The 12,053-nt window shown below is 66.1% G+C and carries 12 protein-coding genes; 6 read left to right on the forward strand and 6 right to left on the reverse strand.

Annotation, left to right across the window (positions count from 1 at the left end):
* Positions 1 to 16 precede the first annotated feature (16 nt).
* Entirely contained in the window at positions 17 to 973 is a 957-nt protein-coding gene (locus ACPXCG_RS17150; protein WP_425793206.1) for a sterol desaturase family protein, read from the reverse strand.
* A 133-nt stretch (positions 974 to 1,106) separates the two neighbouring features.
* Between ACPXCG_RS17150 and ACPXCG_RS17155 the strand changes: the two genes are divergently transcribed.
* Both ACPXCG_RS17155 and sigM (ACPXCG_RS17160) read left to right on the forward strand, forming a co-directional pair.
* A complete protein-coding gene (locus ACPXCG_RS17155; protein WP_425793207.1) occupies positions 1,107 to 1,802 on the forward strand; it encodes a TetR/AcrR family transcriptional regulator in 696 nt (231 codons plus the stop codon).
* A 236-nt stretch (positions 1,803 to 2,038) separates the two neighbouring features.
* Entirely contained in the window at positions 2,039 to 2,599 is a 561-nt protein-coding gene (sigM, locus tag ACPXCG_RS17160) for an RNA polymerase sigma factor SigM (RefSeq protein ID WP_425793208.1), read from the forward strand.
* A gap of 18 nt (positions 2,600 to 2,617) precedes the next feature.
* On the opposite strand, the gene sigM (ACPXCG_RS17165) is transcribed toward sigM (ACPXCG_RS17160), so the two are convergent.
* From sigM (ACPXCG_RS17165) to ACPXCG_RS17175, 3 genes are all read right to left on the reverse strand, one after another.
* Positions 2,618 to 3,205 (reverse strand): RNA polymerase sigma factor SigM, encoded by a 588-nt coding sequence (gene sigM / locus ACPXCG_RS17165; protein WP_425793482.1) that lies wholly within the window; start codon positions 3,203 to 3,205, stop codon positions 2,618 to 2,620.
* A 198-nt stretch (positions 3,206 to 3,403) separates the two neighbouring features.
* Complete coding sequence (locus tag ACPXCG_RS17170) at positions 3,404 to 4,429, reverse strand: GAF domain-containing protein (protein WP_425793209.1); 1,026 nt, start codon at positions 4,427 to 4,429, stop codon at positions 3,404 to 3,406.
* Positions 4,430 to 4,432: 3 nt separating this feature from the next.
* The gene (locus ACPXCG_RS17175) at positions 4,433 to 5,812 is read right to left on the reverse strand and encodes a cytochrome P450 (RefSeq protein ID WP_425793210.1); all 1,380 of its coding nucleotides are present in this window, start codon (positions 5,810 to 5,812) and stop codon (positions 4,433 to 4,435) included.
* Between the two features lie 256 nt (positions 5,813 to 6,068).
* Here ACPXCG_RS17175 and ACPXCG_RS17180 point away from each other — a divergent pair, with 256 nt between their 5' ends.
* From ACPXCG_RS17180 to ACPXCG_RS17195, 4 genes are all read left to right on the forward strand, one after another.
* Positions 6,069 to 6,824 (forward strand): hypothetical protein, encoded by a 756-nt coding sequence (locus tag ACPXCG_RS17180; RefSeq protein ID WP_425793211.1) that lies wholly within the window; start codon positions 6,069 to 6,071, stop codon positions 6,822 to 6,824.
* 154 nt (positions 6,825 to 6,978) lie between these two features.
* Positions 6,979 to 7,983: a thioredoxin-disulfide reductase gene (trxB, locus tag ACPXCG_RS17185; RefSeq protein WP_425793212.1), complete on the forward strand. Its 1,005-nt coding sequence runs from the start codon at positions 6,979 to 6,981 to the stop codon at positions 7,981 to 7,983.
* A gap of 46 nt (positions 7,984 to 8,029) precedes the next feature.
* Positions 8,030 to 8,368: a thioredoxin gene (gene trxA, locus ACPXCG_RS17190; RefSeq protein ID WP_425793214.1), complete on the forward strand. Its 339-nt coding sequence runs from the start codon at positions 8,030 to 8,032 to the stop codon at positions 8,366 to 8,368.
* 208 nt (positions 8,369 to 8,576) lie between these two features.
* Entirely contained in the window at positions 8,577 to 9,755 is a 1,179-nt protein-coding gene (locus ACPXCG_RS17195; protein ID WP_425793483.1) for an N-acetylmuramoyl-L-alanine amidase, read from the forward strand.
* A gap of 72 nt (positions 9,756 to 9,827) precedes the next feature.
* On the opposite strand, the gene ACPXCG_RS17200 is transcribed toward ACPXCG_RS17195, so the two are convergent.
* The gene (locus ACPXCG_RS17200) at positions 9,828 to 10,670 is read right to left on the reverse strand and encodes a hypothetical protein (protein WP_425793216.1); all 843 of its coding nucleotides are present in this window, start codon (positions 10,668 to 10,670) and stop codon (positions 9,828 to 9,830) included.
* A gap of 141 nt (positions 10,671 to 10,811) precedes the next feature.
* Positions 10,812 to 11,915 (reverse strand): ParB/RepB/Spo0J family partition protein, encoded by a 1,104-nt coding sequence (locus ACPXCG_RS17205; RefSeq protein WP_425793217.1) that lies wholly within the window; start codon positions 11,913 to 11,915, stop codon positions 10,812 to 10,814.
* Between the last annotated feature and the right edge of the window lie 138 nt (positions 11,916 to 12,053).

Genomic DNA, 12,053 nt, shown 5'->3' on the forward strand with positions numbered 1-12,053 from the left:
CCGCGCCTGACATTGCTCACCGAACTGCTTGCCCGGCTGAACGAGCGGCGCCCTCTCGACGATCGATGATCTCCGGCTGCCGATCCGGCCGCCAGCCGGGCGGACCGAAGACGTAGGCCAGTCGCGCACGCAGGCCGGTGGCCCCACGCACGTCCCGCGCGATCGCGCCGTATTCGTGGGTCTGCAACCGCCAGATGTTGTAGGTGTCAATCGGTTTGGTCAATCCATAGGTGGGTCGGTAGGTCTCGGGCCGGAAGGTTCGGAACATCCGGTCCCAGATGATGAAGGTCCCGCCGTAGTTGCGGTCCAGGTAGTCGGCGTTGCTGCCGTGGTGTACCCGATGGTGGGACGGCGTGTTGAACACGAACTCCGCAGGCGCCCAAAGCCTTCCGATGTGTTCGGTGTGAATCCAGAACTGGTAGACCAGATTCAGTGAGTAGACCGCGAGCACCAGGGCGGGTGGCACGCCCAGGAAGGGGAGCGGCAGCCACATGATGATGCCTGCACTGTTGTTCCATTTCTGGCGCAGCGCGGTGGTGAAATTGAAGTACTCGCTGGAGTGATGGGCCTGATGGGTGGCCCAGACCAGTCGGACGCGATGGGCGATCCGGTGCTCCCAGTAGAAGAGGAAGTCCAACCCGACGAAGGCGATCAGCCAGGTGTACCAGGCGGTCGCCGGGAGCCGCCACGGTGCGAGGTAGGCGAAGACCGCCGAATACGCGAGCAGCGCCAGTACCTTCCATCCCGCACTTGTGGCGATCGAGACGAGACCCATCAGGAGGCTGGCCCGCGAATCCCGCGCGTTGTACGAACCGCGCGGCGCCGCAACGCCCGTGCCGTGTTGAGACGGACGGTCGGTCTCGGTGTGCTCGAGCTTCCAGGCCGCCACCCATTCGAGGACCACCATGAGGACGAAGAACGGGATCGCGAGCACGGTCGGCTCGCGCATCGCCTGCGGTAGGAAGTCGAACATCGATTCTCCTGCTGGTCCGTCAGGTGATCTGACACGTCAACATGTCAGATAGTAGTTCTGACACGATAGCGTGTCAGATAGAGTCGTGTAAAGAGATTCGCAGCTGTGACCACCGACGATGACGAGGAGTCCGATGAGCGCCCCCGAGGGACGTCGCTACGGCGGTGCCGACGCCGACGAACGGCGCGCCCGGCGACGGGTCGAGCTGATCGCCGCCGGATTGGATCTGTTCGGCTCCGACGGTTATGCGAACACCTCGGTGAAGCGGGTGTGTGAACACGCCGGTCTCACGCAGCGCTACTTCTACGAGTCGTTCAGCGACCGGCCCGCACTGCTGGCCGCGGTCTACGGAGATTGTGTGGAGTTCGCCCGGGCCGCGACCGTCGCCGCCGCAGCCGGTTTCGTCGCCGATGGTGGGGGAGTGGGCGCGGTCGGTGTCGCAGCTCCCGACGCGCCCGACGTCGCACGGGCGGCGTTGACCGCATTCGTCCGGTGCCTGGCCGACGACGCCCGTCGGGCGCGGGTGATGCTCGTCGAGGTCGTCGGGGTCAATCCCGATCTGGAACGCTTGCGGCTCAACGCGATCCACGGGTGGGCCGATCTGATCCTGACGTTGGCGCTGGGGGAGCAGACGGCCGATCGCACGCAGCGCCTGGCCGCCATCGGACTGGTCGGCGCGGTCACGCAGCTCCTGGTCGATTGGTACACCAGTGCCAACGGGGAGTTCGCCGCGCCGGCCGACGCCGGTCCGGACCTGTTCGACCTCGACGCGATCCTCGATGTGAGCGTAGAACTGTTCATCGCCGCGTACGAGAGCCTGCTGGGCTGACCGCCTGCCCCGCCGACGGCAACCGGTTTTCCACCGACGGCAACCAGCTTTTCGCCGACAGCAACCGGTTTTCCGCCGACGGCAACCGGCATTCCACCGAGAGCAACCAGCTATTCGCCGACTGTGCACCACCGCGAATCATCCACTCGTCCACAACCTCTCCGATGTCCCCAGAACTGTGGACAACGTGCAGGTCAGTGCGCCGACGACGGTTGGTGTCCACTAACCTTCTCGGCATGACTCGGGGGAGCGTCGACGCGCGCAGCGACGAAACTCTGCTCCGCGCCCATGTCGCCGGTGAGCCCGACGCCTTCGCGACTCTGATCGAACGGCACCACACGTATCTGTGGTCGCTGGCCTGCCGCACGAGCAACAACCCCGAGGATGCTGCCGACGCCTTACAGGACGCCCTGCTCAACGCGCACCGGATGGCATCGCGATTCCGTTCCGACGCCAAGGTGACGAGCTGGCTGCATCGGATCGTGGTGAACGCCTGCCTCGACCGCATCCGCCGTAATCGTGTGCGCCGGACGGTACCGATCCCGGAGTACGACCTCCTGCTCCTCGCCGACGACCACGACCAGATGGCTGCTGTCGACCTCTCGATCTCCATCGGCAGGGCTCTCGACACCCTGCCGCCGGACCAGCGGGCGGCGGTCATCGCGGTGGACGTGGAGGGCTACTCGGTCAGTGAGGCCGCCGAGCGGCTCGGTGTGCCGGTCGGAACCATCAAGAGCCGTTGCTCGCGTGGCCGGCTCCGACTCGCACAGGCTCTCGGTCATCTCCGAGAGTGCTGACGACGTCGGATCGGCTCGTCACCGTGTTCGGAGATGACCGAGCATGATCGCGAGTTCGGCGCGCCCACGTGCACACCGGCTCTTCACCGTGCCGGGCGCGACCCCGAGATGGTCGGCGGTGTCGGCGACGCTGTAGCCCTCCACGTCCACGGCGATGATCGCGACCCGTTGATGCGCCGGCAGGGCGGCCAGAGCGTCCGCGACATCGAGCCGGAAGGCGAGCCGGTCGGCCGGATCGGTGCCATCGGAGAGGTCTCGGGCGTCGTCTTCCGGAAGTTCGACGGCCAGGCGGATCTGGTTCCGCCGCAACCTGTCGAAACACGCATTGACGACGACGCGGTGGAGCCACGACCGGACCTGGGCATCACCCCGGAAGCGGCAGGCGTGACGGTGAGCGTTGAAGAGGGCGTCCTGCAGGGCGTCGGCGGCGTCGTCGGGATCGCGCGCCGTGCGCATCGCGACCGCCCACAGGTAGCTTTCGTGGCGGCGGACCAGCGCAGCGAAGGCCGAGGGATCGCCTGCGGTGTGTCCGGCGAGCAGTTCGACGTCCGAACGGTCGTCCGGAGCCGGGGATCGATGGAACCCACCGGACTCACCACCGCCGATCGCGCCTCCCGCCACGGCGCATGTCAACACGCTCTTACCCCTCGCATACCGCTGAAGGGGCCGACCCGGGTTGGGTGGTCCGCTTCAGGCTTTGTGTGCGACCGGGCTCGGACATCCAGAGCTCCGGGAACTTCCACCTCGAGAGGCGCGCGTTTGTGTCGCTGATGCTAGCAGTCGAGGAGGTACCGATCCCACCGCTCAGTCGGTGGTGGCCGGTGCGAAACGACCGACGAGCAACTGATTGCCCACCGCGCCCGGGTAACGCCTGAGCCGGAACCGCACCTGCGCCCACGCGCCGCCCGGCGCGAGCAATCGCACCGGCGTGGGCACCTCGTAGTCGTCGAGTTCGTTCTGCAAGGCCTCCCGAGCGCGCAGGAATTCCGCGCAGTCGTCGGGATGAATGAGATTGCCGGGCAGATCCGGATGGTGGTCCACCGCGGATTTCGCGACATAACTCGGCCGGCCCGAGAGCCAGTAGATGAGGAATGGCACCACATCCTCGGGATCTGCCGGATTGGTCCGGAATGCGACCAGGACCGCCGGCCGTACATCACCATCCCGGTCGAGATCGACGAGACGGAGGGCGGTGAGCGGATCGACGCGGATCGGTTCGGTGTCGGTGACGTCGTGGAACAGTCCCCGCACCTCGTCCGCGTCGGGACCGACACCGCTGCGCGCGAGACCACGCCAGGTCATCAGGTGACTGTCGTCGTGCAATACGGTGAGCGGGCCCTGGAACGTGGTGCGCGTGCCGTTGTTCGTGCACAGTTCGGCCAATTCGTTCAGTGCGTCGAACTGCACCACCTTGCGTAGGAACTGGCCCGGGTCGCGAGTATCACCGAACCCGTCCGGACTCTGCGACGACATCATGTACGACTCCAACGTGTGTCGTGCGATCAGCGTCTGGGGATCCCAGTTGACCGATGCGATCGCGCGCTCTGGCGACACCGGCTCGCTCGGGGTGCCCACCCAGGTCTTGACGCCATACACCTCACCCTCGTATCCGAGGACCGGCCGCAGGACCACCCGACGGTCACCCAGTCGCCCCCCGATCACCCGATCGAGCGACCGCCGGGACCTGATGACCTCCGAGATCGGCGCGGCAATGTCGATGCCGTCCGATCTGGTCAACGCACGGACCGACCCCCAATCGCGAAACTCGCCCTCGCGAAAGACAATCGACCTCGTCTCGACGTCGAGGCACTCGATCAGGTACCAGGTCATCGCTCAGATCTTTCGCGGGGTTGCAACGACCGTGAAGGGTTCGGGCCTCAGCGTGGCCCGCTCCCGCATGACGAGTTCGTCGGAATTCTCCAGCCGGAACCGGAATCTCGACAGAAGCGATGCCAGCAACAGAGTCGTCTCGTGCATCGCGAACTGGCGTCCGATACACGATCGGGGGCCGGTACCCCAGGGGGAGAAGAACTTTCGTGAACTGGCGGTGATCCGTTCCTCAACAAACCGATCCGCGCGGAACTGGTGGGCGTCCGGGCCCCACACCCCGGTGTCGCGCTGCGCGGCCAGCGCGAGCACGAACACCCCTCGCCCGGACGGCACACGGTAGCCACCCAACTCCTGGTCGGTGCGCGCGACCCGGAAGAAGCCCGGGGCCGGCGGCCACAATCGCAGACATTCGTTGAGGTAGGCGCGGATCTGTCGGGACTTGACGACCCCCTCGTAGGTCAGCGGGGCCGGGTCGAGCTCCGTCGAGGCGATCCGGTCGCCCGAAACCGGTTCGGCCGCCAGGTGATACAGCGCCACTTCCATCAGCGCAGCGGTCGTCTCGTGCCCTGCGGCCAGGAATGTCAGCACCTGGTCGGTGACGTTCTGTAGTGGCAGTCGATCACCCGTATCGGGATCCTCGGCCTCGAGCATGAGGCCCAAGAGGTCGGCATGTCCGTAATCGCCCGACTGCAAACGGGTTTCGATGATCCCTTCGACGAAAGTCCGACAGACCGCGATGTCTGCATTACGGCCCCGCGCACCGAGCAACTCACGAACCGTTCCCACCAGCGGCACGTCGTTGGTCGATTCACTGGCCCAGACCAGCACGCGCCCAAGGGAAGCCAAGAACTGCTCGGTTCCCTCCGCGGCACCGTCACGATGGCCGAGCAGGCCCATGCGGCACGAGAACCCCGCCCGCCCGATGACTTCCAGGGTCGCCGAGGTCATGTCCTGGTGCACATCGACCACCGGCGACATCGCCCATTTCGCGGCCAGGTCGTCGGCGACGCTCGCCATCGCGTCGTGATAGATCCGCATCGCCGACTGCGAGAACCCCGGAGTGAGGATTCGACGCGCCTGCCCCCACAGCGGGTCCTTCGACCGCGCCGTGAACAGGCCCGCTCCGGCGAGTTCGCGCAACTGAGCGAGCGGTCCGACGAGTGCGCGACCCCAGGAACGCTCGTCCAGTGTCTGATTCGCCAGATCTGCTCCACCCACCACCACCAGACGGTTCCCGAGCAACTCACGCTGGAACACGGGGCCGAGCCGGAGGGCCAACTCCGCCTCGTGCTGGGTGGGCCGGCGCCGATCTGCTGATCGGACGTCTCCGAGGATGGGGATGCGACCCGGCGGATGTGGCAAAGCACTCAGTGGCTTGCTCACGATGTACTGCCTCTCGACGATCGGATGGTTGGCCAACGAGCGCGGGGACCGCGCTGTCACAGCATGTTGCCAGTACCGAGGTGGCGACCCCGCGCCGCTGCCACCTGCTTCCGGATCCGATGGAACCGGACCGCGGACCGGTGCGTCTTAAACCTGACGATCACGATCACAGGCACGACCAGATACCAGTCGGACGCCGCGCTCGGTCCACCCACGGTGGATCAGGTCCGGGGGAGAGAAGTGGGAGAGTGGAGCGATGATCCCGCCGGGAGCAGCAGACGACTCTGACAGCACGGCGTCGCGCTACCCGCAACCGCCTTACTCGACCGATCTCCTCGCAGACCTACACGCCGATGTCCTCCCGCCTGACGTCGCCGAGTACATGAGATCGCGCATCACTGACGACCCTGATGCCCGAGCGGTTCTCGACGCCCTCGACCGCACGACCGCGCAACTACGCGGCGCGGCCGTGCCATCGGTTCCCGTGCCTGCCGAGGTGGCGTCCAGGACGCGACAGACACTCGACGAGATAGGCGCGGAGGCCTCCGCCACCGGCGGCACCGTCGTCGGTATCGCGGAACGCCGGCGGCGAAAGGTGCCCGCCCGTTGGTTGGCGGCCGGTGGGGTCGCCGCCGCGATCGTCGCGGTCCTCGCAATCACCGTCGGAGTGCTGCGGTCACCGGCATCCGACCCACCGATGCAGGCAGAGCCGTCCGGGCACACGACCACCGACCTCCAACCCGGTGATCATGCCGCGTTGCTGTCCGTATTGGGGAAGAAGGACTTCGCGCCGTTCGGATCGCAGGAGGCGCTGCGCCGCTGTACCGGCGCCAACGGGGTCGCGGCCGATACCGTGGTCCTCGGAACCGGAGCGGTCACCGTACGCGGACACCAGAGTGTGGTGATCCTGCTGTCCACCGGCACCGCCGGCCGCTTCGACGTCTTGGTCGTGGCACCCGACTGCACCACCGGGAATCCCGCTCGCATCAGCCGGACCGTGATCGGCGGCTGACGCCGCGCCGGACAGTCACGCCGGCCCGACCTCATGTGATCGACCACGCATGCCTCCCGCCGCCGGGAACATCTGCCCTTACCCTGATGTTGAGACAGCCGAGACAACAGGTGCGGCTTCGAAACGCAACGCGCCAGTCGAGCACGGAGGACGGATGACCCAGCCAGACAGCCAGCAGATCCACGACCTGATCATCATCGGATCAGGCCCCGCCGGCTACACCGCCGCGATCTACGCGGCTCGCGCCGAGCTCGCGCCGATCGTTTTCGAGGGCACGCAGTTCGGTGGCGCCCTGATGACCACCACCGAGGTGGAGAACTTCCCCGGTTTCCAGGGCGGCATCCAGGGCCCGCAGCTCATGGACGAGATGCGGGAACAGGCGATCCGTTTCGGCGCCGACCTGCGCATGGAAGATGTGGACACCGTGCGCCTCCAGGGACCGGTCAAGGAGGTCGAGGTCGGGGGCGAGGTGTTCCGCGCTCGTGCGGTCATCCTGGCCATGGGTGCCGCGGCGCGCTACCTCGGGGTCGAGAACGAGCAGACCCTGCTGGGACGCGGTGTATCCGCATGTGCGACCTGCGACGGTTTCTTCTTCAAGGATCAGGACATCGCCGTGATCGGCGGCGGTGACTCCGCGATGGAAGAGGCGACGTTCCTGACCAAGTTCGCGCGCAGCGTCACCCTCGTTCATCGACGTGACGAGTTCCGTGCGTCCAAGATCATGCTCGAACGCGCCCGGGCCAACGAGAAGATCCGGTTCGTCACCAACTCGGCCGTGACCTCCGTCCTCGGCGACAACTCCGTCACCGGGCTCGGGCTCACCGACACCACGAGCGGCGAGACCAGCACAGTTGACGTCACCGGCATGTTCGTCGCGATCGGGCACGATCCGCGCAGTGAACTGGTCCGCGGCCAGATCGACCTGGACCCGGAAGGGTACGTGCAGGTCGCCGGCCGGACCACCTACACATCGCTACCGGGCGTGTTCGCCTGCGGCGACCTCGTCGACCACACCTATCGCCAGGCCGTCACGGCGGCCGGCAGCGGCTGTTCGGCGGCGATCGACGCGGAGCGCTGGCTCGCCGAACAGGGCGACGTCGACATCGACGCCGGACTCGAGGGCGAGTTCGTGGTCGTCGACGCGCCCGCGACCGCCTGACACACCACCCGTCACACCTACTTCTGACGTCCATAAGGAGGACACCATGGGAGCAAACACCGTCGCCGTCACCGACGCGACCTTCAAGGACGAGGTACTCGGCGCCGACAAGCCGGTACTCGTCGACTTCTGGGCGACCTGGTGCGGCCCGTGCAAGATGGTGGCACCCGTACTCGAGGAGATCGCCCGCGACCACGGCGACAAGCTGACCGTCGCGAAGCTCGACGTCGACGCCAACCCTGGGGTCGCCCGCGATTTCCAGATCATGTCGATTCCGACCATGATCCTGTTCGAAGATGGCAAGGCCACCAAGACGATCGTCGGCGCCAAGGGCAAGGCTGCCCTCCTGCGTGAGCTCGACGGAGTCGTCGGCTCGCCTGCATGATCAACTGACCTGCGGTTACCCCGGCACCGGACGAAGGTGCGGGGCCGCAGGAGCCCGATGATGGCGCCCCTGGTGGCGCCATCATTTGGTCGTGCCGTCGCGACCTGAAAGAATGCTCGGTGTTTGGCGGCGGTGTGCGGTGAGCACCGATCTGGGGGACGCTGACACCCATACCCATCCACCGCGCTGCCTGGACGAGGAGTTGCTGATGCCGTTGTTCCGACTCGGGGATCATGGCTCGGCTGTCGCCGAGATCCGGAATATCCTCGTCGGACTCAGACTGCTGACGTCGAGTCCCGCGCCTGAGAGCATGTCCGGCACAATCAGTGGCTGGACACCTCCAGAGGCGATCTTCGACGACGCGTGTGATCGTGCCGTCCGTGCGTTCCAACAGGAGCGCGGACTGATCGTCGACGGCATCGTCGGACCGGCCACCTACCGCGCACTGCGCGAGGCCTCGTATCAGCTCGGTACCCGCGTACTGCTCTACCGTCTGTCCGCACCGATGGTCGGCGACGACGTCGCGACTCTGCAGGGGCGCCTCCAGAATCTCGGCTATTACACCGGCCTGGTGGATGGCACCTTCGGTGAGACCACCCACAACTCGGTGTGCCTGTATCAAAGCGAGTACGGCCTCTCGTCCGACGGAATCTGCGGGCCGGCGACGCTACGTTCGCTCGAGCGGCTCGGCACCCGCGTGACCGGCGGGTCGCCGCACGCCATTCGCGAGGAGGAGCAGGTCCGCCGATCCGGCCCGCAACTCTCCGGCAAGCGAATCCTCATCGACCCGGGTTCCGGTGGGCTGCATGATCTCTCGTCCGGCGTCACCGCCGAACTCGAGTCTGCGGTGCTGTGGGATCTCGGTTCCCGGCTGGAGGGGCGCATGGCCGCGGCCGGAATGGAGACCTTCCTCTCCCACGACGGGCGAGGCCGTCCCGGCGACGATGAGCGCGCCCGGGTCGCCAACCTCGTCGACGCCGATCTGATGATCTCGCTGCGCTGCGGTCATTACCCCAACGACCGCGCACATGGTGTGGCGTCGTTCCACTTCGGCAACTCACACGGGTCGTTCTCGACCATCGGCCGCAACCTCGCGGGCTTCATCCAACGCGAAATCGCCGCGCGCACCAGCCTCACCGACTGCCGGACGCACGAGCGGACCTGGGATGTGCTGCGGCTCACCAGGATGCCGGTGGCGCTGATCGACATCGGCTACATCACGAACCAGAACGACGCGGAGCTCCTCAACGACCCCAAGGCCCGCGACGTCATTGCCGAAGCCATCCTCGTGGCCGTGAAACGGCTGTATCTCCTCGGCGAGAACGATCGCCCGACAGGTACCTACACTTTCGCGGAACTTCTTGCGGCGGAGCGCCTTTCCAGCTGACCCTCGCCAGCTGGCCCTCACCACCTGTCGACGTCCGGCTGACCCCGACGGCCGACGTCAGCGCTGTCGACGTCAGCGCTGTCGATGGCCGACCGGCACCGATGCCGGCCGCTCCTCGCGCCCGGCAAGATCCATCGCGGCCATCACCACCAGCTTCTCGAGGGCGTGCTCCACCTCGTGTTTCCAGCCCAACCCTTCGTCGAGTTCGAGGCGGAAGCGCGGAAACCGCGGATGCGATGCCACCAGATCGAATCCGGAGTCCTTCAGGAAGTCCGCATCGATGATGCATTCCGTGCAGAGGTTCGCCTGCGGACTGTCGTGCATCGCGCGGGTGATCTCCACGATCGTCTCATCCGCCCAGACCTGCATCTCACTCGATATGGATTCCAGAGCACCGAGCTCCGCCACCTCGTCGTGTTCGGATGGAGGCTGGCTCAGCCCGGAGGTGTCAGCGAATTCCGCCGGCGTGCGAACGATGCCGAATGCCTCCACAGCCCGCACACCACGACGGACCAGATTGGTCACGACGCTGTCGAGAAGAATGGGAGCCGCTTCTTCGAATCCGGGTTCGGTACGAATGGAAGTCAGGAGCACCGCGTCGGCGCTCACCGGAGAAGTGGGGAAGTGGCCCGACCGCGGGACACGTCCGGGTGGCGCGTAGAACGCGGTGCCCACGTAATGACCCGTCTGTCCGTCAATCGCCACCTGACCGCAGGTGCCCCACTCCAGGAGCACGCCGGAGATCCACGCTTCCTTGTCGAACTCACTCTCGAATGATGACCCGAACTTGCCGAAGATCTCGTTCTCGGTGGCCCGCGACGACGATGGATTCACCTCCCAGAACACGCAGCGGCGGGTGTGCATCGGCAACGACTCAAAAGATTCGAGATCGAGACGGGTGACCGCGAGATTCATTCCGACATCTCCGCCTCGCCCACGTGTGAAAGTTCGAAAGTGTAGTGCGGCAAGAGATTTCGTACTTTCACCGTCGTCCTCGCTGATCAATTGTCACTGTGACGTATCACCCGGGTACCCGCGTAAGGCATTTTCACACGGTCACGAGACCCCACGAGGGTCGACGACTCCGACGATGCGTTCGAGGTCTTCGACCGAGCCGAACTCCACCACGATTTTGCCTTTTCGCTTCCCGAGACTGACTGTAACCCTCGTGTCCAGTCGGTCCGACAGTCGCTCGGCCACGTCCTGCAGACCCGGCATCTGCATCGGTTTGCGCTTGGCAGGGGAGGACGGCGCCGACGGATCCCCGTCGCCACGATTCGAGAGGGTCACCGCCTCCTCGGTGGCGCGGACCGACATGCCCTCTGCGACGATCCGGGCAGCCAGCGCCTCCTGGGCGTCGCTCCCGGTCTCGAGGGACAGCAGCGCCCGCGCGTGACCGGCGGACAGCACCCCCGCCGCAACCCGTCGCTGGACCGGTACGGGCAGCTTGAGCAAGCGGATCATGTTCGTGATCAACGGTCGCGATCGTCCGAGGCGATTCGCCAGTTCCTCGTGGGTGACGCCGAACTCGTCGAGCAACTGCTGGTAGGCGGCGGCCTCTTCCAGGGGATTCAGCTGGGCGCGGTGGATGTTCTCCAGCAGCGCATCGCGCAACATATCCGCATCAGCCGTCTCACGCACGATCGCCGGCAACGCTTCGAGACCGGCTTCTTGACCGGCACGCCAGCGACGCTCACCCATCACCAGCTGGTAGAGAACCCCATCGTCGGTTGGCGCCGACAGGCGCCGCACCACGATGGGCTGCATCAGCCCGAACTCCTTGATGGAGTGCACGAGCTCCGCCAGCGCTTCCTCGTCGAACACCGTGCGTGGCTGCTGCGGGTTCGGCTGGATCTGCGCCGGCGGAATCTCACGGTAGACCGCGCCCATGTCGTTGGTCTCCGATGCGGCGCCATCTGAGGTCTCGCCATCCGGTGCATCGCTCGTCGACGCGACGCTCTTCGACGCGACGCCGGGGGATTCCTGGCCCGGCCGATCAGATCCAACGCCTGGAGTGGTCCTTCCGATCACCACATCCGCCGCGGCCGAACCGAGGCGAGGCCCGCTCGGCTCATCGCCGTCGGGCGGGCCAGTGGGGATCAGCGCGGCCAGACCACGCCCGAGTCCGCCTCGACGCTGTGCAGTATCTCGCTGACTCACTGCTGTCCTCTCGCTGGGTGAACCGGGAGCATCGGCGAATGCCGTCGCACTACGCCTTCGAATCCTATCCGTACCGACCGACTGTGATCCGAATGCCGGGAACTAGCCAAACAGAGTGCGTTCGCCGAGGTGACAGCG

The organism is Gordonia sp. DT218, from assembly GCF_049847105.1.
Classification (GTDB): domain Bacteria; phylum Actinomycetota; class Actinomycetes; order Mycobacteriales; family Mycobacteriaceae; genus Gordonia.